The following is a 20,612-nucleotide window of genomic DNA, read 5'->3' as shown; positions in this document are numbered from 1 at the left end:
TTACTCTGCCCGGGCCGGGTGGACTCGTACGGGTGGGGAGTGACATGGAACAGATAACAGTGCGCAGCAGGGCCAGGGTCCCTGCGATCACCTGCGGGAGCAGCGCGACCAGCTCGCGCCTCGACCGCCACCTCTCGGTGCTGGCGGGACCCGCCGTCCCGCAGCGGGAGACGGCCGAGGCGACGTCGCTGATGCGCGAGCTCATCGCGCGTGACACCGCGCACGACCGCGGCGCCAGGAGCGCGCGGGCACGGGCGAGCCGCGTCTCGCTCTTCGCCCCGCTGCGCCGGCTGCGCCGCTCCCTGTTCGGCAGCCGGTAGCGCCCGCGCCCGGACGGCCACGCCGTCCCGGCGCAGCGCCCCGCCCGCGTCCGTCGTCCCCGCGGTACGCAGCGGCGCCCCGGCGCACCCCGAGCACACCCCCGGTCGGCGCCCCGATCCCACCCGGCAGCGAGCCGGGGCGCCGGCCTCTCCCGTCCCGGCCGTGCACCTCGTCGCCCTCCCGTACGCGTCCCGCCGCACCGCGCGGGGCGCGCCCACCACCCGCGGCACCGCGCACCGGCCCGGTGCGCCCGTGCCGGGACGCGTCCCCGGCCGGGCGTCAGATCAGCGCCAGCTGGCCCTCGGGTCCCTCCTCGTGCGCGTCCAGGACCGAGGCGGGCCGGCGCGCGAAGGACGGCACCGGGAGGACACCCGCCTCGCGCAGCTCGGCCGAGGTGATCGGGTCGGGCGTCCGCGGATCCGCCCGCGCGGCCTGCCACGGGCGCAGTTCGGCGAGCAGGGCGAGGACCGTGACCAGCTCCAGGAGCTCCGAGGTCCAGGCCTGCGGCCAGGCGGCCGGCCGGATCGCGGCCAGGGTGCCCGGCTCGGCCCCCTCCGTGCGGACCGCCAGCCACCGCTCCAGCACCCGCACCCCGCCCACCTCGAAGTCCCAGGCCCCGGGCGGCACCGGGGAGATGCGGCCCCCGTCGAGCGACAGCACTTCCTCGTCGCGGTCGTAGCGCACCGCCGACGGACGGGAGGGCAGCGGAGCACGGACGTAGGGGCGGCGCCCGCCGGGGAGTCTGGGGCGCTCCCCGTCGCGCCGCATCAGCCACAGCGTCCGGCGGCCCACCTCCACGCCCCGCGCCCAGGTGCCGGCGTCCCCGGTGAGCGGGACCACCGGCCCGCCGGGCGCGGCGCGCCCCGCGGCCATCGTCCAGGCGAGGACGTCGGCCGGGGACACCCGGACACCGAGCCGGGCCGCCAGGTGCGCGCACAGGCCGGGGGCCAGATTCGGCTCCGCGCCCCCGGGGCGGCGGTACAGCGGGCGGACCCGGCCGGGGCGGAGCAGCGGGAGCAGGGACGTGGCGAGCAGCGGGGGACCGGGGGAACCGGCGGCCCCGGGGATCTCGACGACGAAGACCTGCCGCTCGTCCGCCACCCGCCACAGCTCCGGGCGGGCCGCGTCGATCAGCCGCTGGTCGGGGATCAGCCACTGCTCGTCGAACGGGGCGTGCAGCACCCGGACGGGCTCCGGACAGGGGCCCGAGGCACGGGCCAGCCGCTCCGTGCCGCCGCTGCGCCCCGGCAACTGACCGACCGCCGTGTGCGGGGTCCGGGCGCGCGTCGGCTGGAACAGCGCCTCGCGGTCCGGCCCCTCGGCCTTCACGAGGGCGTCCCAACGTGCCTTCAGGGAGGCCGCGTCGGGGGCCGCCGGCCACCCCCGGCCGAGCCGCGGCGGTGCGACGGACCACGGCATGAGGTCCGCCAGCGGCGGAGCGTCGTCGTGCGTCACGCCGGGCATCGTACGGCCTCCGGCCGGCCGGGGGTCAGGGGCCGGCGGATCAGGTGGCGTCCAGGGTCACCGTGAAGGAGAAGCGGTCGCCCCGGTAGTTGATGACGGCCACGTCCAGCGGCCGGCCGCCGGCGTCGTAGGTGACGCCCGTGTAGTGCAGGATCGGGCTGAGCAGCGGCACCCGGAGCAGACGGGCCGTCTCCGGGTCGGCGAGCCGTGCCTCCACCGTGTCCGTGATGCGGCTGATCTCCACCCCGACGACATCGCGCAGCACCTTGGTCATCGGCCAGCGCACGAGGTCGTCCAGGTCGATCCGCGCGGCCAGTTCGGGACGGACGTAGTTGCGGGCGTGGTTGGTCGGCTCGCCCGTCTTCTCGTCGCTGCGCAGCCGGTGGTAGGACGCCGCCTCGGACAGGTCGGGGAAGTACTCGGCGACGTCGGCCGGTATCGGCGCCGGGCCGTGCTCCAGCAGTTCGGTGGTCATCCCGGACTGCTGGGCCACGATCGCGTCCACCGAGCCCAGCAGGCGGACCGGGGCGCCCCGTCTGGCGCCGGGCTCGATGAACGTGCCGCGCCGGCGGTGACGGGTGATCAGCCCTTCCTCCTCCAGCTCCTTCAGCGCCTGCCGCATGGTCAGCACGCTCACCCCGTAGTGCCCGGCCAGCTGTTCCTCGGTGGGCAGGCGCAGCGGGTCCTGCGGCGAGCGGCCGAGGATCGAGGCGCGCAGCGACTGCGAGACCTGGTACCAGAGCGGCAGCTTGCGGTTCAGGACGATCGAGTCCGGAGCGAAGGAGGTCACGGGCTATCCGTACCGGTCGGGAACGTTCAGTGCAACGTGGGCCGCGAGGGGCGTGCGGGCCCGAGGGGGCGAGTGCGGCCGGGCTCCCGGCACCGGCCCGGAACACCCGGCGCGCACCGCGTCACAGCGCGCGGAAGTGGCGTTCGAGGCCCTGCCAGACGTCGTCGTAGCCCTGCTGCAGGTGCTCCGCCCGCGCCGCCTGGGGGGTCAGGGACACCGGCCAGCGGGTCTCGAACATGAAGGCGAGGCCGTCGTCGATCTTCTGCGGGCGCAGTTCCGCGGCGCTCGCCCGATCGAAGGTCTCCCGGTCGGGGCCGTGCGCCGACATCATGTTGTGCAGCGATCCCCCGCCCGGCACGAAGCCCTCCGCCTTCGCGTCGTAGGCGCCCTCGATCAGGCCCATGTACTCGCTCATCACGTTCCGGTGGAAGTACGGCGGCCGGAAGGTGTCCTCCCCCACCAGCCAGCGCGGGGCGAAGACCACGAAGTCCACCCCGGCCAGCCCCGGGGTGTCGCTCGGCGAGGTGAGCACCGTGAAGATCGACGGATCCGGGTGGTCGTAGGAGATGGTGCCCATCACGTTGAAGCGGCGCAGGTCGTAGACGTACGGCACATGGTTGCCGTGCCAGGCGACGACGTCGAGCGGGGAGTGGTCGTAGGTGGCCGACCAGAGGTTGCCGCAGAACTTGTTCACCACCTCCACCGGCCCCTCGACGTCCTCGTACGCGGCGACGGGCGCGCGGAAGTCCCGGACGTTGGCCAGCCCGTTGGCGCCGATCGGGCCGAGGTCGGGGAGCTGGAAGGGGGCGCCGTAGTTCTCGCACACGTAGCCGCGGGCGCTCTCCTCCAGGAGCTCCACGCGGAAGCGCACCCCGCGGGGGATCAGCGCGATGTGTCCCGGCTCCGCGTGCAGCAGCCCGAACTCGGTGCGCAGCAGCAGTCCGCCGCGCTCCGGGACGATCAGCAGCTCGCCGTCGGCGTCGCTGAAGACGCGGTCCATCGAGGAGGTGGCGTGGTACAGGTGCACGGCCATACCGGTGCGCTGGGCGACGTCGCCGTTGCCGCCCAGGGTCCACAGACCGGCCAGGAAGTCGGTGCCCTCGGCGGGCTCCGGCAGGGGGTTCCAGCGCAGGCGGTTGGGGTCGGGCACCGTCTGGGTGAAGGGCGCGGTGCGGAGCGCGCCGTTGCCCGTGCGGGTGAACGCCGGGTGGGCGGCCGACGGGCGGATCCGGTAGAGCCAGGAGCGGCGGTTGTGCGCCCGCGGCTCGGTGAACGCCGTACCGCTCAGCTGCTCCGCGTACAGCCCGAGCGGTGCGCGCTGCGGCGAGTTGCGGCCCTCGGGCAGGGCGCCCGGAACCGCCTCCGAGCTGTGCTCGTTGCCGAAGCCGGAGAGGTATTCCAGTCCTTCGGCGGTCTTGCGCGCGTCCCCGGTCATGTCGGCTGCTCCCTTGCGATGCGATTCCTATGCGACACCGTAGGATTGCGTTTTCCCGGGCGCAAGGGGACTGCGTGGTTCCGGCCCGGGTGTTTCCGGCCGCCGGCGTCCTCCCGCGCGGTCCTCCTCCCGCCGTCCTCCCGCGCGGTCCTCCTCCCGGCGTCGTTCCGCCGGTGTCCTCCCGCGCCGTCCTCCTCTCGGCAGAGGACGCGGAACCCGACTCCAGGGGGATCCGGGAGATCGGACCGGCGTTCTACGCTCCCCGGCATGGGGTGGAAGCGGAGGCTGATCATCGCGCTCGCGGCCTGTGCCGTGCTGTTGACCGGATCCGCGGGCTGCGGGTTCCGGGAGGCCCGGGGGCAGGACGGGGCATCGCCCCCGCCGGCCGGCAGGCTCCTGGACGAGCGGGACCGGGAGGGCCGGCCCTACCGCGAGGTGGGCGGCGAGGACGCGCCCGGGGTCGGGATCGAGGTCACGCCCGACACCGGCGGCGGCTGGGACGTGCGGCTGACCGTGCGCAACTTCCGCTTCTCGCCCGAGGGGGCGGGCGGCCGGGCGGCGGCCGGCCGCGGTCTGGCCCGCCTCTACGTGGACGACCGCCTCGTCGCGGTGCTGCGCACCCCCGAGTACCGCCTCTCCGCCCGCTTCGTCCCGCGCGGCACGCACCGGGTCACCGCCCGGCTGTACGCCGACGACGGCTCGGTGTGGGCCGTGGACGGAGAGCCGGTGGAGAGCACGGCCGACGTCACGGTGTCGGAGCGGGACCCGGGCGCGGATCCGGATGCGAGCCCTGACGCGAGCCCGGCCGCCACGCCGTCCGCGACCGGCGGTCCGGCGACCGGCGGTCCGGCGGCCGGCCCGGCGGGCGGAGCGGACAGCGGAGGGTGAGGTTCACCGAAGGATGCCGAAGGGGCATCATGACTCCCGTGCCTCCGACGTCATCGCTCCGCCGGGCGCCCGTGCAGCGGCGCAGCGCCGAACGGCTGGCCAGGATCCTCGACGCCTGCGCCGAACTCCTCGACGAGGTCGGCTACGACGAGCTGAGCACCCGTGCCGTCGCGCAGCGCGCCGGGGTGCCCATCGGCTCCGTCTACCGCTTCTTCGGCAACAAGCGCCAGATGGTCGACGCGCTGGCCCAGCGCAACCTGGAACGCTTCTGCGGACGGGTCGCCGAACGCCTCGAGGACGCCGGCGAGCGGGGATGGCGGCACGCCATGGACGTCGTGATCGACGAGTACCTGGACATGAAGCGCACCGCACCCGGCTTCTCCCTCGTCGACTTCGGCAACCAGATCCCGGTCGGCACCCGCCGGACCGAGCCCAACCACCGCGTCGCCGACCGGATCCTCGGCCTGCTCCTCGGCCACCTGGGCCGCGAAGCCGCCGACGAGGAGCTGCGCCGCACCTTCCTCGTCGCCGTCGAGACCGCCGACGCCCTCGTCCACCTGGCGTTCCGGATGGCGCCCGAGGGGGACGAGAAGGTCGTCGCGGAACTGCGGGAGATGCTGGGCGCCTATCTGGCCCGCGTACTGGACTGAACGCCCCGCGACCGGTCCGGTCCCGGTCCGCGACAGACCCTCCCCTCCATGCCTACCGGTCGGTATGCTCGGCTCGTCCGTGCTTCCCCGTGCTTCCCCGTGCTTTCCCCGGGCTCCCGACCGCGCCCGGGCCGGGGAGGCCCCCACCCACCCACCGCCGTCGTACCCGGGAGGTCCCGTGTCCCGCACCGCCCTTCGTATCTGCCCCCTGTGCGAGGCCACCTGCGGTCTGGTCCTCACCGTCGACGACGGCCACGTCACCGGTGCCCGCGGCGACCGCGACGACGTCTTCAGCAAGGGGTTCATCTGCCCCAAGGGCGCCGCCTTCGGCGCCGTGGACTCCGACCCCGACCGGCTGCGCACCCCGCTCGTCCGCGTCGACGGCGAACTGCGCGAGGCCACGTGGGAGGAGGCGTTCGACGCCGTGGCCGCCGGGATCCGGCCCGTCGTCGAGCGGTACGGACCGGACTGCGTCGGCGTCGTCCTCGGCAACCCCAACGTGCACACCGTGGCCGGCGCCCTCTACCCGCCCCTGCTGCTCGCCGGGCTCGGCACCCGCAGCCTGTTCACCGCCTCCACGGTCGACCAGATGCCCAAGCACGTCTCCAGCGGCCTGCTCTTCGGCGACGCGAACGCGATCCCGGTACCCGATCTGGACCGCACCGACCACCTGCTGCTGATCGGCGCCAACCCGCTGGAGTCCAACGGCAGCCTGTGCACCGCCCCCGACTTCCCCGGCCGGCTCAGGGCGCTGAAGGCCCGCGGCGGCACCCTCACCGTCGTCGACCCGCGCCGCACCCGCACCGCCCGCCTCGCCGACCGGCACGTCGCCCTCCGCCCCGGCACCGACGCCCTGCTGCTCGCGGCGATGGCGCACGTGCTGTTCGACGAGGGCCTCGTCGCCCCGGGGGACCTGGCGGCGCACCTGGAGGGGCTCGACGAACTCCCGGCGGCGCTGGACGGCTTCACCCCCGAAGCGGCGGCCGGCGCCTGCGACGTGGACGCGGCCACCATCCGCGCCCTCGCCCGCGAACTCGCCGCCGCCCCCACCGCCGCCGTCTACGGCCGCATCGGCAGCTGCACCGTCCCGCACGGCACCCTCGCCAGCTGGCTCGTCGACGTCCTCAACATCCTCACCGGCAACCTCGACCGGCCCGGCGGTGCGCTCTTCCCGCAGGCCGCCACCGGCCGGGCCCCGCGTCCCGCCGGACCCGGCCGCGGCTTCGCCCTCGGACGCTGGCACTCCCGGGTGCGCCGGCACCCCGAGGCCAAGGGCGAACTGCCGCTGGCCGCCCTCGCCGAGGAGATCGACACCGCCACCGTCGAGGGCGAGCCGATCCGCGCCGTCGTCGCCGTCGCCGCCAACCCGGTGCTGTCCGCCCCGGACGGCGACCGGCTCGACAAGGCCCTCGCCTCCCTCGACTTCATGGTGAGCGTCGACCCGTACCTCAACGAGACCTCGCGCCACGCCCACGTCGTCCTGCCGCCGCCCCCGCCCGCGCAGAGCCCGCACCACGACTTCGCCTTCAACGCCCTGGCCGTGCGCAACCAGGTCCGCTACACCCGCCCGGCCGTCCCGCCGGAGCCCGGCCGCATGGCCGAGACGGAGATCCTGGCGCGGCTCGTCCTCGCGGCCTCCGGCGGGCACGGCACCGACCCCGCCGCCGTGGACGCCCTGGTGATCGACCGGACGCTCGGCAAGGCCGTGCGAGACCCCCACTCCCCGGTGCACGGCCGCGACCCGAAGGCCCTCGCGGCCCTGCTGACCGGCGAGAACGGCCCCGAACGGCGGCTGGACATGATGCTGCGCCTCGGCCCGTACGGCGACGGCTTCGGCGCCGACCCGGACGGACTCACCCTGCGCGAACTGCTCGCCCACCCGCACGGCATCGACCTGGGACCGCTGCGCCCGAGGCTGCCCCAGCTGCTGAGGACCCGCAGCGCAAAGGTGGAGCTGCTGCCGGAACCGATCACCGCCGACCTCCCGCGGCTGCGCGCCGCCCTGGACGAGCGGCCCGGCGGACTCGTCCTCGTCGGCCGCCGCCATCTGCGGTCCAACAACAGCTGGATGCACAACGTGCCCGTCCTCACCGGCGGTTCCAACCGCTGCACCCTGCACCTCCACCCCGAGGACGCCGAACGCCTCGGGGTACGGGACGGGGAGCCGGTGCGCGTCAAGGGCGCCGGGGGAGAGGTGACCGCGCCGGCCGAGGTCACCGACGCGGTGCGCCGGGGCGTGGTGAGCCTGCCGCACGGCTGGGGGCACGACCGGCCCGGCACCCGCATGCGGCACGCCGCGGCCGACCCCGGAGTCAACGTCAACCAGCTCCTCGACGGCAGCCTCCTCGACCCGCTGTCGGGCAACGCCGTCCTCAACGGGATTCCGGTCGAGGTGGCCCCGCTGACCGCCCGCTGACCTGAGCAAAGCTGTGACCTGGGGTTTTGCTCTTATTGCTCGCACGCCGACGTCTTGCTGACGCTGCTCGGCCGCACCTAACGTCGTCGCACCGCCGGCCCTGGTGGGATGTTCAAGGGCGAACGTTAGGTGTCCACTCATGCTGACCATCCTCGGCTTCGCCATGATCGCGACCTTCCTGGTCCTGATCATGATGAAGAAGATGTCGCCGATCGCGGCGCTCGTGCTGATCCCCGCGCTGTTCTGCGTGTTCGTCGGCAAGGGCGCCCACCTCGGTGACTACGTCATCGACGGCGTGTCCAGCCTCGCCCCCACCGCGGCGATGCTCATGTTCGCGATCGTCTACTTCGGCGTGATGATCGACGTCGGTCTCTTCGACCCGATCGTCCGGGGGATCCTGAGGTTCTGCAAGGCGGACCCGATGCGGATCGTCGTCGGCACCGCGCTGCTCGCCGCGATCGTGTCGCTGGACGGCGACGGGTCCACCACCTTCATGATCACCGTCTCGGCGATGTACCCGCTGTACAAGCGCCTGAAGATGAGCCTGGTCGTGATGACCGGTGTCGCCGCCATGGCCAACGGCGTGATGAACACCCTTCCCTGGGGCGGCCCGACGGCCCGTGCCGCCACCGCGCTGAAGCTCGACGCCAGCGACGTCTTCGTCCCGATGATCCCGGCCCTGCTGGTCGGTCTGCTGGGCGTGGTCCTCCTGGCCTACGTGCTCGGTCTGCGGGAGCGCAGGCGGCTGGGCGCGCTGACCCTGGTGGAGACCCCGGCGGAGGAGGGGGCCGGGGCGAGGGAGACCGAGACCGTGCTGGTCGGCGCGGGCTCCGGCACCGGCACCGGCACCGGGTCCGGAGCTGTCACCGGTGCGGGTCCCGGCGAGGAGGCCCCGTCCGCCGGCGGTTCCGGCGCCGGGACGGACACCGACGCGCAGGACGACGACTTCCGGGGCCTCGACCCGGACCGCCCCACCCTGCGCCCCAAGCTGTACTGGTTCAACGCGCTGCTCACGGTGGTCCTGCTCGCCGCCATGATCATGGAGTGGCTGCCGATCCCGGTGCTGTTCCTGCTCGGCGCCGCGCTCGCGCTCACCGTCAACTTCCCGCACATCCCCGACCAGAGGGCCCGTATCGCGGCCCACGCCGACAACGTCCTGAACGTCTCCGGCATGGTCTTCGCCGCCGCCGTCTTCACCGGTGTCCTCCAGGGCACCGGGATGGTCGACCACATGGCCGAGTGGCTGGTGGGCATCGTCCCCGAGGCCATGGGCCCGCACATGGCCCTGGTCACCGGCGTGCTGAGCCTGCCGCTGACGTACTTCATGTCCAACGACGGCTTCTACTTCGGCGTCCTGCCGGTGCTCGCCGAGGCCGGCGCGGCGCACGGCGTCTCCCCGCTGGAGATGGCCCGCGCCTCCCTGGTCGGCCAGCCGCTGCACATGTCCAGCCCGCTCGTCCCCGCGGTGTACGTCCTGGTCGGCATGGCCAGGGTCGAGTTCGGCGACCACACGCGGTTCGTGGTGAAGTGGGCGGCCCTCACCTGCCTGCTGATCCTCGCGGCCGGAATCCTGTTCGGCATCATCTGACCCCGGTCCACCCCCAGGACACTCCAAGGAGGACACGATCATGGCGCCCGGCGGGAACCGCGGCTGGCTGCTCCGCCTCGTCATCGCCTTCGGCTTCGCGCAGGGGGCGGTGTCGATGGCCCGGCCCGCCGTCTCCTACCGGGCGCTCGCGCTGGGCGCGGACGAGCGGGCGATCGGGGTGATCGCGGGCGCGTACGCGCTGCTGCCGCTGTTCGCCGCCGTACCGCTCGGCCGGCGCACCGACCACGGCCGCTGCGCGCCCCTGCTGCCGGCCGGCGTGGTCCTCATATCCGGCGGCTGCGCGCTGAGCGGGCTGGTGAACTCCCTGGGGGCGATGGGCCTGTGGAGCGGGGTGATGGGCCTGGGCCACCTCTGCTTCGTCATCGGCGCGCAGTCGCTGGTCGCCCGCCAGTCGGCGCCGCACGAACAGGACCGCAACTTCGGCCACTTCACCATCGGCGCCTCCCTCGGCCAGCTGATCGGTCCGATCGCGGCGGGCGCGCTGATCGGCGGTTCCGACATGGCCGGCACCAGTACGCTCGCCCTGCTGGCGGCGGGCGCGGGCGCGGCGGTCGCCTGCGCCTCGCTGTGGCGCATCGAGCATCCGGCGCCGGTCGCCTCCCGTACGGCACCGGGCGAGCGGGTCCCGGTCGGGCGCATCCTGCGGGCCCGGGGCGTTCCGGCCGGCATCCTCATCAGCATGGCCGTGCTGTCCGCGACCGACATCCTCACCGCCTACCTCCCCGTGGTCGGCGAGCACCGGGGCATCGCCCCGTCGGTCGTCGGCCTGCTGCTCAGCCTGCGGGCCGCGGCCACCATCGCCTGCCGGCTGGTCCTCACCCCGCTGCTGCGGCTGCTCGGCCGCACGGTCCTGCTGACGGTGACGTGTCTGCTGGCCGCGGTGCTCTGCGCGGGCATCGCGGTGCCGGTCCCGGTGGGGGCGCTGGCCGTGATGCTCGCGGCGCTCGGCTTCTGCCTGGGCGTCGGCCAGCCGCTGTCGATGACCACGGTGGTCCAGGCCGCCCCCGCGGACGCCCGCTCCACGGCCCTGGCCCTGCGCCTGACCGGCAACCGCCTGGGCCAGGTCGCCGCGCCCGCGGCGGCGGGCCTGGTCGCGGGAGGGGCAGGCGTGGCGGCCCCCTTCGTGATGCTGGGAGTCCTGCTGTTCCTGTCCGCGGGCGTCGCCCTGCGCACCCCCGCCGCACCGGCCGACGCGACCGCCCCCGCGAAGGACCCTCCGCCCCGGACGGGCCCCGACCGCACCCGGGCCCGTCACCCGCGCTGACCGCCGCCGGACGGCCGCCGCCGTACGGGGGCGACGGCGCGGTGCAGTCGCACGGCAGGGGGAAGAACATGGTCTGGTCGTCCTGTCCGTCGTCCTCGTCGCCGGAGGACGCGCCCGCGTCCGAGGTGGAGGGCGGTACCGAGATGCCGTCACGCATCTTCCCCCGGGCGGGCACAGTCCGTTAGCTTCCGTGACGTACACGCCCGTACGACTCGCACGAGGCGTCCGACCGCGGAGCACCAGCGCCCTGACGAGCCCCCGGGGGCACCTCATGACACGCGCCATCTCCCTGCACGACGTGAGCAAGGCCTACACACGCGGCGTCCGCGTGGTGGACCGGCTGTCGCTGGACATCGCGCCGGGCGAGTTCCTCGTTCTGCTCGGCCCGTCCGGCTGCGGAAAGTCCACCGTGCTCAGGATGATCGCCGGTCTGGAGGACATCGACGAGGGGAAACTCTTCCTCGACGGGGAGTACGGCAACGACCTGCCGCCCTCCGACCGGGACATGGCGATGGTGTTCCAGAACTTCGCCCTGTACCCGAGCATGAACAGCCGCGACAACATCGGTTTCCCGCTGCGCATCGAGGCACCCGGCGTCGATCCGGGCCCCCGGGTGAACGCCACTGCCCGCATGCTGGGCATCGAGGACCTGCTCGACCGCTTCCCCGCCCAGCTCTCCGGCGGTGAGCGCCAGCGTGTCGCCATGGGCCGGGCCATCGCCCGCCACCCCTCCGCCTTCCTGATGGACGAGCCGCTGTCCAACCTGGACGCCAAACTCCGCAACCGTCTGCGCGCCGAGATCTCCCGGCTCACCCGGGAGCTGGGCGTCACCACCGTCTACGTCACCCACGACCAGGCCGAGGCGATGTCGCTCGGGGACCGCGTCGCCGTCCTGCGCGGCGGCGTCCTCCAGCAGATCGGCAGCCCTCGCGCGGTGTACTCGCTGCCGAGCAACGTCTTCGTCGCCGCGTTCATCGGCACCCCGCGGATCAACCTGCTGCGCGGCCTGGTCCGCGCCCCGCTCGACGGGGCGATGACCATCAGCCTGGGCAAGCAGTTCCTGCGGCTGCCCGAGCCCCTCTGCCTCGACCACCGGTTGCTGCGCGTGCAGCAGGGCCGCGAGGTCATCGTGGGCCTGCGTTCCGAAGCCGTGCGCATCGCCGAACCCGCCGCCGCCCGCCCCGGCGAGGTGGTGCTCACCGGCCTGGTGGAGCACATGGAGTTCCAGGGCCACGAGGTCCTCGTCCACTTCAACACCGGCTCCCGGCCCGCCGTCGTCCCGGAACTGGAGGCGCCGCACCCCCGGCCGGAGCGCCCGGTCCGGCGCCGCCGCCGCGAGGGCAGGGTCCTGGAGCGTCTGCGGGAGCGGGCCGGCGTACTGCGCGCGGGGTCCGTGGCGACGCTGGAGCAGCCCGGGCCGGCGGAACCGGCACCCGCCCGCGCGGAGCCGCGCGTGCCGGGCGACCTCATCGTCCGCACCACCCCCGACCTCCACCTCCGGCACGGCATGCAGGTGCCGCTCCTGGTCGATCTCGCCCACCTGTTCGTCTTCGACCGGCACGGCGAACGCATCTGCCCGAACCCGGAACGCCTGCCCGACCTCGGGGAATGACACCGGCGCGCGCCCCGGCCCCGCTCCGGGGCCGCCCGCTCGGGGGCGTCCCCCTGGCGCACATAAATTAGCGTCGCTAGTTTATGGGTCGGACGACAACGCCCCGTTCCCGGAGGAAGCGCGATGAAGGCACACGACGGCATGTACATCGACGGCTCATGGCGCCCCGCCGCCGGCCCGGACGTGATCGAGGTCGTGAACCCGGCCGACGAGCAGGTGATCGCCACCGTGCCCGCGGGCACGGTGGAGGACGTCGACGCCGCCGTGCGCGCCGCCCGCGCCGCCCTCCCGGTCTGGGCCTCCACCCCGCCCGCCGAGCGCGCCGCCCGTCTGACCGCCCTCCGGGACACGCTGGTGGCCCGCCAGGACGAGATCGCCCGGACGGTGACCGCTGAACTCGGCGCGCCCCCGAAGCTCGCGCAGGCCGTCCACGTCGGCCTGCCGATCGCGGTGGCGGGTTCGTACGCCGACCTGGCGGCCACGTACGCCTTCGAGGAGCGGACGGGTAACTCCACGGTCCTCCACGAGCCGGTCGGCGTGGTCGGCGCGATCACGCCCTGGAACTACCCGCTCCACCAGATCGTCGCCAAGGCCGCTCCGGCCCTCGCCGCCGGCTGCACCCTCGTCGTCAAGCCCGCCGAGGACACCCCGCTGACCGCCCGGCTCTTCGCCGAGGCGGTGCACGCGGCCGGGATCCCGGCGGGCGTGTTCAACCTCGTCACCGGCCTCGGCCCGGTGGCCGGCCAGGCCCTCGCCGAGCACCCGGACGTCGACCTGGTCTCCTTCACCGGCTCCACCGCCGTCGGCCGCCGCATCGGCGCGATCGCCTCGGGCATGGTCAAGCGGGTCGCCCTCGAACTCGGCGGCAAGTCCGCCAACGTCATCCTGCCGGGCGCCGACCTGGCCCGCGCGGTCAACGTCGGCGTCGCCAACGTGATGTCCAACTCCGGGCAGACGTGCAGCGCCTGGACCCGCATGCTGGTCCACCGGGACCGGTACGACGAGGCGGTGGAGCTCGCCGCGGCCGCCGCCGCGAAGTACGGCGACCGCATCGGCCCGCTCGTCAACGCGGGACAGCTCCAGCGCGTGCGCGGCTACATCGAGAAGGGGGTGGCCGAGGGCGCCCGCCTGGTCGCCGGCGGCCCCGGATCCCCGCGCGAGAAGGGCTACTTCGTCAGCCCGACCGTCCTCGCCGACGTCACCCCGGAGATGACCGTCGCGCAGGAGGAGATCTTCGGTCCGGTCCTGTCCGTCCTGCGCTACGAGGACCAGGAGGACGCCCTGCGCATCGCCAACGGCACCGTCTACGGCCTCGCCGGCGCCGTCTGGGCCGGCGACGAGGCGGAGGCGGTGGCCTTCGCCCGCCGGATGGACACCGGGCAGGTCGACATCAACGGCGGCGGCTTCAACCCCCTCGCGCCCTTCGGGGGCTACAAGCAGTCGGGCGTGGGCCGCGAACTCGGCGTGCACGGCCTGACCGAGTACCTCCAGACCAAGTCCCTCCAGTTCTAGGGGAGTCGTATCCGTCATGGCTGTTCGTGCCGCCGTCCTGCCCGCCGTCGGCTCGCCGCTGGAGATCACCGGCGTCGACCTGCCCGAGCCCGGCCCCGGCCGGGTCCGCGTCCGGCTCGCCGCGGCCGGGGTCTGCCACTCCGACCTGTCCCTGTCCAACGGCACCATGCGCCTGCCGGTCCCGGCCGTCCTCGGTCACGAGGGCGCGGGGACGGTCGTCTCCGTCGGCGAGGGCGTCACCCACCTCGCGCCCGGCGACGGCGTCGTCCTCAACTGGGCACCCTCCTGCGGCACCTGCCCCGCCTGCGCGCGCGACGAGGTCTGGCTGTGCGCGGGCGCCCTGGACGGCGCCGCCGAGGTGCACGCCCGCCGCGCCGACGACGGCACCGAGCTGTACCCCGGCCTGAACGTCGCCGCGTTCGCCGAGGAGACGGTGGTACCCGCGTCCTGCGTCCTGCCTGCCCCGGACGGCGTCCCGCTCACCGACGCCGCCCTGCTGGGCTGCGCCGTGCTCACCGGCTACGGCGCGGTCCACCACTCCGCCAGGGTCCTGCCGGGCGAGACGGTCGCCGTGTTCGGCGCCGGGGGAGTGGGCCTCGCCGCCCTCCAGTCGGCCCGACTCGCGGGCGCGTCGACGATCGTCGCGGTCGACGTCTCCCCGGAGAAGGAGGAGCTGGCCCGGTCCGCGGGCGCCACCGACTACCTCGTCGCCTCGGACACCACCGCCCGCGAGATCCGCGCCCTCACCGGGAAGCAGGGCGTGGACGCGGCCGTCGAGTGCGTCGGCCGGGCGAGCACCATCCGCACGGCCTGGGACTCCACCCGGCGCGGCGGACGCACCACGGTCGTCGGCATCGGCGGCAAGGACCAGCAGGTCACCTTCAACGCCCTGGAGATCTTCCACTGGGGCAGGACCCTGTCCGGCTGCGTCTACGGCAACTGCGACCCCGCCCGGGACCTCCCGGTCCTCGCCGGGCACATCAGGGCGGGCCGCCTCGACCCGGGCGCCCTGGTGACCGAGCGGATCACCCTGGACGGCATCCCGGCCGCCTTCGACACCATGCTCGCCGGCAAGGGCGGACGGGCCCTGGTGGTCTTCTAGGGGGCGCCGCACGTCCCGGTCCCCCGGGAGGGGGGCCGGGACGCGCGGGGAGGCGTTCGTCGTGCTCCCGGAGCCGGGAGGGGGAGCGGCCGGAAGGCCCGCGGATCGCGGACGCGGGGCGGCGCCCACCGGTCACCGCAGGACCGCCGCCTCGATGCCCAGCAACTCGGACAGCGCGCGCTCGCCCGTGTCCGTCACCCGCACCGCGCGCTCGGAGCCGATGCGCACGCACCACCCCGCCCGGAGGGCGTGCCCGCACAGCGCCGCGCCCGCGGCCCCGGCGAGGTGGGGCCGGCGTTCCGTCCAGTCCAGACAGGCGCGGGCCAGCGGGCGCCGGCCGCGGCGGTCGAGGGCGATGCCGGCCGCGTCGAACCACCGCAGACCGGCGTCGGTGAGCGCGAACCCGGTGTCCCGGCGCAGCAGCCCGCGCGCGGCGAGGGCGTCCGTGACGGCGATGCCGAGCCGGCCGGCCAGATGGTCGTAGCAGGTGCGGCCCCGGGCCATCGCGGACCCGGCGCCCGCCTGCCGCAGGGTGCGCGGCCGCCGGACGTCGTCCGGGGCGAGCCGCGCGGCCAGGTCCTCCACCAGCTGGGCGGCGGTCGCGTCGGCCAGCCGCACGTACCGGTGCCGCCCCTGCCGCTCCTCGGCCAGCAGCCCGCCCGCGACGAGCCTGCCCAGGTGCTCGCTCAGCGTCGACGCGGCGACACCCGCGTGCCGCGCCAGCTCCCCCGCCGTCCAGGCGCGCCCGTCCAGCAGCGCCAGCAGGCACACGGCCCGGGTCTCGTCGGCGATCAGCCCGGCCAGCCGCGCCAGCCCGGCGGCCCGGGGGTCCCTCGTGCTCATGCCCCCCAGCATGGGGCACGGACACTTCGGCGCCCGCCGAAGTGTCCGCGTGCCGGGCGCCGCGGCCCGCGCCTACGCGGTGCCCCGCACCTGCTCGTACTGGAGCGCCAGCCCGTCCAGCAGCGCCGCCAGCCCCGTCTCGAAGGCCCGCTCGTCGATCTTCTCCTGCTGCTCGGCGAGCAGATGGGCCTGCCCGAGGTGGGGGTAGTCGGCGGGGTCGTAGGCGCTCGCGTCGTCCACGAAGCCGCCCGCGAAGGAGCCGAGCGCGGAGCCCATGATGAAGTACCGCATCAGCGCGCCGATGGAGGTGGCCTGCGCGGGCGGCCAGCCGGCCTCGACCATCGCGCCGTAGACCGCGTCGGCCAGCCGCAGCGCCGCCGGGCGGCGGCCGGGACCGCGGGCGAGGACCGGCACGATGTTGGGGTGGTCGCGCAGCGCGGTCCGGTAGGACACCGCCCAGTCGTGCAGCGCGGTCCGCCAGTCCCGGCCGTCCTCGAACATCGACAGGTCGACCAGCGCGCTCACCGAGTCGGCGACCGCCTCCAGGATCTCGTCCTTGGTGCGGAAGTGGTTGTAGAGGGAGGGCCCGCTGACCCCCAGTTCCGCGGCGAGCCGACGCGTGGAGACGGCCGCCAGGCCCTCCTGGTCCACGAGCGCACGGGCCGTCTCGACGATCCGGTCGGTGCTGAGCAGGGGCTTGCGCGGTCGGGCCATGGCGCACATAGTAGGGCTCACCCCGTAAACTAGCAGTGCTAATTTACGGGTACGGATCTCGATCGGCTTTCCCATGGGGTGACGCGGTATGAACCTGGAGCTCAGCGAGGAACAGGAGGCCGTCCGGCGGCTGGCCCGCGACTTCGTGGAGCGCGAGGTGGTCCCGCACGCCACCGCCTGGGACCGCGCCGAGGAGGTCGACCGGGGCATCGTCGAGAAGCTCGGCGCGCTCGGGTTCCTCGGGCTCACGATCGACGAGGAGTACGGCGGCTCGGGCGGCGACCACCTCGCGTACTGCCTGGTCACCGAGGAACTGGGCCGCGGCGACTCCTCGGTGCGCGGCATCGTCTCGGTCTCCCTCGGCCTGGTCGCCAAGACCGTCGCCGCCTGGGGGAGCGAGGAGCAGAAGCGGACCTGGCTGCCGGGGCTCACCTCCGGCGCGTACGTGGGCTGCTTCGGCCTCACCGAGCCGGGCACCGGCTCCGACGCCGGCAACCTCTCCACGCGCGCGGTGCGGGACGGCGACGACTACGTCGTCAACGGCACCAAGATGTTCATCACCAACGGCACCTGGGCCGACGTCGTCCTGCTCTTCGCCCGCTCCACCGACGCCCCCGGCCACCGGGGCGTCTCCGCCTTCCTCGTCCCCGCCGACGCCTCCGGCCTGACCCGCCGTGCCGTCCACGGCAAGCTCGGCCTGCGCGGCCAGGCCACCGCCGAGCTGGTCCTCGAGGACGTGCGGGTGCCCGCCTCCGCGATGCTGGGCCCCGAGGGCAAGGGCTTCCCGGTCGCCCTGTCCGCCCTCGCCAAGGGCCGCATGTCGGTCGCGGCCGGCTGCGTCGGCATAGCCCAGGCCGCCCTGGACGCGGCCGTGCGGTACGCGGGGGAGCGCGAGCAGTTCGGGAGGACCATCGCCCACCACCAGCTCGTCCAGGAGCTGATCAGCGACATCGCCGTGGACGTCGACGCGGCCCGGCTGCTGACCTGGCGGGTCGCCGACCTGATCGACCGGGGGAAGCCCTTCGCCGTCGAGTCCTCCAAGGCCAAGCTCTTCGCCTCGGAGGCGGCCGTCCGCGCCGCCAACAACGCCCTCCAGGTCTTCGGCGGCTACGGCTACATCGACGAGTACCCGGCCGGCAAACTCCTGCGCGACGCCCGCGTGATGACCCTCTACGAGGGCACGAGCCAGATCCAGAAGCTGGTCATCGGCCGCGCGCTGACCGGGGTCTCGGCGTTCTGAGTACGGGACTGAGTACCTGAGCGGATGTGGCCGCGGCCACATCCGGCGACCCTGGTCCCCATGAGCGACACACCGGTCAAGCAGCAGAGCACGGCGGCCTTCTACGGCCAGGCCGTCGCGTCCTTCGCGGTCGCCCTGGGAGCCACGGCGGTCGGTATCTTCAACCTCCAGGCCGACGCCTGGGTCCGCGCCTTCCTGGGCATCGCGGTCCTGTACCTCGTCACCTCCGCCTTCACCCTGGCCAAGGTCATCCGCGACCGCCAGGAGGCCGGGCAGATCGTGAACCGGGTCGACCAGGCGCGCCTGGAGAAGCTGCTCGCCGAGCACGATCCCCTGCAGAAGCTGTGAGGGCTCGCTAAGCGACCGCTCACCTTTGCCGGTATGGTGTTTCCCCTGCCAGCGAATGGGGTGAGCGATGAGTACGGCGGAGGAGACGGCCGGCGGTGAGGCGCAGCCGTGGGGTGAGGTCACGCCCGATGCGGCCCGACGGCTGCTGCTCGCCGCCGTCGAGGCGTTCGCGGAGCGCGGCTACCACGCCACGACGACCCGTGACATCGCGGGCCGCGCCGGGATGAGCCCGGCCGCGCTCTACATCCACTACAAGACCAAGGAAGAGCTGCTCCACCGCATCAGCAGGATCGGCCACGAGAAGGCCCTGGAGGTCCTGCGCACGGCGTCCCGCGCCGGGGGCAGCCCGACCGAGCGGCTCGCGGGCGCGGTCAGCTCCTTCGTCCGCTGGCACGCGGGCGGCCGCACCACCGCCCGGGTCGTGCAGTACGAACTCGACTCGCTCGGCCCCGAGGCCCGCGCCGAGATCCGCGAGCTGCGCCGGCAGGTCGACGCCGAGGTGCGCGGGATCATCGAGGAGGGGGCGCGCTCCGGCGAGTTCGACGTCGTCGACGTGCACGGCACCACCCTCGCCGTGCTCTCCCTCTGCATCGACGTGGCCCGCTGGTTCAAGGTCGACGGCCCCCGCACCCCCGAGGAGGTCGGCGCGCTCTACGCCGAGCTCGTGCTGCGGATGGTCGGGGTCACGGACCCCGGTGCCGCCCGGGAGTAGTCGTCCGGCCGGCCGGGGCGGTTCGTCGCGCACCGGGCCCGCCGGGCGGGGCACCGGTGGTGCACGCCGATCCGGCGCACACCTCCCGGGCCTGCGCCGGGTACGGGCACGTCGACCGGGCGGACCGGCCTCCCGGGCCCGGTCCGCGCGCCGGTCCCGCGGATGCGGCGATCACGCGGACCGCGACGGCTCCCGCGACATGTGCGCCCGCGCACGGGAGTCGTCTCGCGCACGGGAGCCGTGGCGGGGCCGGGCGGTTCGACGGCCCTCGCCCCGCCCCCGCAGCGGCGGGACGGGGCCGGCCGCAGACGCGGCACCACCGCCGGTGACGCCCGTCGTGCGAGCCCGGGACTTTGGCCCCGGGGCGTTCACAGGTAGTAGCGGGTCACCGACTCGGCCACGCACACCGGCTTGTCGCCGCCCTCCCGCTCCACGGTGAAGGCGATGGCCACCTGGACGCCGCCCGACACCTCGTCGACGCCCGTGATGGTCGCGGTGGCGCGCAGCCGCGAGCCGACCGGGACGGGAGCCGGGAAACGCACCTTGTTCGTGCCGTAGTTGACGCCCATCCTCACGCCCTCGACGGAGATCAGCTGCGGACCGAAGATCGGCAGCAGCGACAGCGTCAGGTACCCGTGCGCGATGGTCGTCCCGAAGGGCCCCGCGGCGGCCTTCTCCGGATCCACGTGGATCCACTGGTGGTCCCCGGTGGCCTCGGCGAACAGGTCGATCCGCTTCTGGTCGACCTCCAGCCAGTCGGTGTACCCCAGATGCTCGCCCACCGCCGCCCTCAGGTCGTCGACGGAGGTGAAGATCCTCGGCTCTGCCATGTCCCGGCCTCTCGCGTCACGTAGTCGCAGGCGCATCCGTGTGCGCATGTCTAAGCAACTGCTTAGCATGGTTGGCGGTGCGGCCCCTGTCAACGGACCGGGCGGCGGACGGGGTCGGTAGGGTTCGAGGAGTGCACCGGATTCCAGAGAAGATCCACGAGCTCACGGTCGGCCAGCTCTCCGCCCGCAGCGGCGCCGCCGTCTCCGCCCTGCACTTCTACGAGTCCAAGGGCCTGATCAGCAGCCGTCGCACCACGGGCAACCAGCGCCGCTACAGCCGTGACACCCTGCGCCGGGTCGCCTTCATCCGGGCCGCCCAGCGCGTCGGCATCCCGCTCGCCACCATCCGCGAGGCGCTCGCCGAGCTCCCCGAGGAACGCACGCCCACCCGGGACGACTGGGCCCGCCTCTCCGAGGCCTGGCGCTCGGAGCTGGACGAGCGCATCCGACAGCTCAACCGCCTGCGCGACCACCTCACCGACTGCATCGGCTGCGGTTGCCTCTCCCTGGACACCTGTGTCCTGTCCAACCCGGACGACGTCTTCGGCGAACGGCTCACGGGCTCCCGCCTGATGGCCGAGAACGGGGGCGCAGGACGACGCCGCGCACGCCGGGAGCCGGAGCAGAACCGCTGAACACGGGTGCCCGCACGGCACCGGGCACCGGGACGCCCCGGCGCGACCCGTCGCCCGGTACGGTCCCACGGCCTTCGCCGGACCCGTCCGTGGACTTCCACGGCCTCCGCGCCGGCCGTCCGGCAGGGGCGGTGTGTCCTCCGGGCCGGTGCGGGCCGCCGGCCCCGGCCGGCCCGCGGGGCGCGGCAGCGGGCGGGCGCCGCCCTCCTCGCCGTGCGGCAGGACCG

Annotated in this window: 19 protein-coding genes; 13 read left to right on the top strand and 6 right to left on the bottom strand. The window is 74.3% G+C overall.

Annotation, left to right across the window (positions count from 1 at the left end):
- The first annotated feature begins 44 nt into the window (after window positions 1-44).
- A complete protein-coding gene (locus CP969_RS09540; protein WP_016826944.1) occupies window positions 45-320 on the top strand; it encodes a hypothetical protein in 276 nt (91 codons plus the stop codon).
- A gap of 280 nt (window positions 321-600) precedes the next feature.
- Here CP969_RS09540 and CP969_RS09535 read toward each other — a convergent pair whose 3' ends face one another.
- The 3 genes from CP969_RS09535 to hmgA all read right to left on the bottom strand — a co-directional run bounded on the left by CP969_RS09535 (window position 601) and on the right by hmgA (window position 4,010).
- A complete protein-coding gene (locus CP969_RS09535) occupies window positions 601-1,785 on the bottom strand; it encodes a type ISP restriction/modification enzyme (protein WP_004990121.1) in 1,185 nt (394 codons plus the stop codon).
- A gap of 40 nt (window positions 1,786-1,825) precedes the next feature.
- The gene (locus tag CP969_RS09530; protein ID WP_016826946.1) at window positions 1,826-2,575 is read right to left on the bottom strand and encodes a GntR family transcriptional regulator; all 750 of its coding nucleotides are present in this window, start codon (window positions 2,573-2,575) and stop codon (window positions 1,826-1,828) included.
- A gap of 121 nt (window positions 2,576-2,696) precedes the next feature.
- Window positions 2,697-4,010, bottom strand: a complete 1,314-nt coding sequence (hmgA, locus tag CP969_RS09525; protein ID WP_016826947.1) for a homogentisate 1,2-dioxygenase — start codon at window positions 4,008-4,010, stop codon at window positions 2,697-2,699.
- Between the two features lie 267 nt (window positions 4,011-4,277).
- Here hmgA and CP969_RS09520 point away from each other — a divergent pair, with 267 nt between their 5' ends.
- From CP969_RS09520 to CP969_RS09485, 8 genes are all read left to right on the top strand, one after another.
- The gene (locus CP969_RS09520) at window positions 4,278-4,898 is read left to right on the top strand and encodes a hypothetical protein (protein ID WP_016826948.1); all 621 of its coding nucleotides are present in this window, start codon (window positions 4,278-4,280) and stop codon (window positions 4,896-4,898) included.
- Window positions 4,899-4,927: 29 nt separating this feature from the next.
- The gene (locus CP969_RS09515; RefSeq protein WP_026085309.1) at window positions 4,928-5,548 is read left to right on the top strand and encodes a TetR/AcrR family transcriptional regulator; all 621 of its coding nucleotides are present in this window, start codon (window positions 4,928-4,930) and stop codon (window positions 5,546-5,548) included.
- Window positions 5,549-5,726: 178 nt separating this feature from the next.
- A complete protein-coding gene (locus CP969_RS09510; RefSeq protein ID WP_016826950.1) occupies window positions 5,727-7,964 on the top strand; it encodes a molybdopterin oxidoreductase family protein in 2,238 nt (745 codons plus the stop codon).
- A gap of 139 nt (window positions 7,965-8,103) precedes the next feature.
- Window positions 8,104-9,552 (top strand): CitMHS family transporter, encoded by a 1,449-nt coding sequence (locus CP969_RS09505; RefSeq protein ID WP_016826951.1) that lies wholly within the window; start codon window positions 8,104-8,106, stop codon window positions 9,550-9,552.
- A gap of 40 nt (window positions 9,553-9,592) precedes the next feature.
- Window positions 9,593-10,837, top strand: a complete 1,245-nt coding sequence (locus tag CP969_RS09500) for an MFS transporter (protein ID WP_016826952.1) — start codon at window positions 9,593-9,595, stop codon at window positions 10,835-10,837.
- 271 nt (window positions 10,838-11,108) lie between these two features.
- On the top strand, window positions 11,109-12,449 hold the full coding sequence (locus tag CP969_RS09495; protein WP_016826953.1) for an ABC transporter ATP-binding protein: 1,341 nt from the start codon (window positions 11,109-11,111) through the stop codon (window positions 12,447-12,449).
- Between the two features lie 123 nt (window positions 12,450-12,572).
- Window positions 12,573-13,961, top strand: coding sequence for an aldehyde dehydrogenase family protein (locus tag CP969_RS09490; RefSeq protein ID WP_016826954.1), 1,389 nt, complete (start codon window positions 12,573-12,575; stop codon window positions 13,959-13,961).
- Window positions 13,962-13,977: 16 nt separating this feature from the next.
- Window positions 13,978-15,063, top strand: a complete 1,086-nt coding sequence (locus CP969_RS09485; protein ID WP_016826955.1) for a Zn-dependent alcohol dehydrogenase — start codon at window positions 13,978-13,980, stop codon at window positions 15,061-15,063.
- A gap of 132 nt (window positions 15,064-15,195) precedes the next feature.
- Here CP969_RS09485 and CP969_RS09480 read toward each other — a convergent pair whose 3' ends face one another.
- A complete protein-coding gene (locus tag CP969_RS09480; protein ID WP_016826956.1) occupies window positions 15,196-15,918 on the bottom strand; it encodes an ArsR/SmtB family transcription factor in 723 nt (240 codons plus the stop codon).
- A 60-nt stretch (window positions 15,919-15,978) separates the two neighbouring features.
- A complete protein-coding gene (locus tag CP969_RS09475; protein ID WP_026085310.1) occupies window positions 15,979-16,620 on the bottom strand; it encodes a TetR/AcrR family transcriptional regulator in 642 nt (213 codons plus the stop codon).
- An 88-nt stretch (window positions 16,621-16,708) separates the two neighbouring features.
- On the opposite strand from CP969_RS09475, the gene CP969_RS09470 reads away from it, so the two are divergent.
- The 3 genes from CP969_RS09470 to CP969_RS09460 all read left to right on the top strand — a co-directional run bounded on the left by CP969_RS09470 (window position 16,709) and on the right by CP969_RS09460 (window position 18,920).
- The gene (locus tag CP969_RS09470) at window positions 16,709-17,860 is read left to right on the top strand and encodes an acyl-CoA dehydrogenase family protein (protein WP_016826958.1); all 1,152 of its coding nucleotides are present in this window, start codon (window positions 16,709-16,711) and stop codon (window positions 17,858-17,860) included.
- 60 nt (window positions 17,861-17,920) lie between these two features.
- On the top strand, window positions 17,921-18,208 hold the full coding sequence (locus CP969_RS09465; RefSeq protein ID WP_004990161.1) for a YiaA/YiaB family inner membrane protein: 288 nt from the start codon (window positions 17,921-17,923) through the stop codon (window positions 18,206-18,208).
- A gap of 67 nt (window positions 18,209-18,275) precedes the next feature.
- Complete coding sequence (locus CP969_RS09460) at window positions 18,276-18,920, top strand: TetR/AcrR family transcriptional regulator (RefSeq protein ID WP_004990163.1); 645 nt, start codon at window positions 18,276-18,278, stop codon at window positions 18,918-18,920.
- A gap of 368 nt (window positions 18,921-19,288) precedes the next feature.
- Here CP969_RS09460 and CP969_RS09455 read toward each other — a convergent pair whose 3' ends face one another.
- Window positions 19,289-19,750 carry a MaoC family dehydratase gene (locus CP969_RS09455; protein ID WP_004990166.1) on the bottom strand — a complete coding sequence of 154 codons (462 nt, stop codon included), beginning with the start codon at window positions 19,748-19,750 and terminating at the stop codon, window positions 19,289-19,291.
- A gap of 131 nt (window positions 19,751-19,881) precedes the next feature.
- Here CP969_RS09455 and soxR point away from each other — a divergent pair, with 131 nt between their 5' ends.
- Window positions 19,882-20,385, top strand: a complete 504-nt coding sequence (gene soxR, locus CP969_RS09450) for a redox-sensitive transcriptional activator SoxR (RefSeq protein ID WP_016826959.1) — start codon at window positions 19,882-19,884, stop codon at window positions 20,383-20,385.
- Window positions 20,386-20,612 lie beyond the last annotated feature (227 nt).

Origin of the sequence: Streptomyces viridosporus T7A (assembly GCF_008704515.1) — a bacterium.
Taxonomy (GTDB): Bacteria; Actinomycetota; Actinomycetes; order Streptomycetales; family Streptomycetaceae; genus Streptomyces; species Streptomyces viridosporus.
Note: the sequence above shows the minus strand (reverse complement) of the source record. Positions and strands in the feature narration are given on the sequence as shown.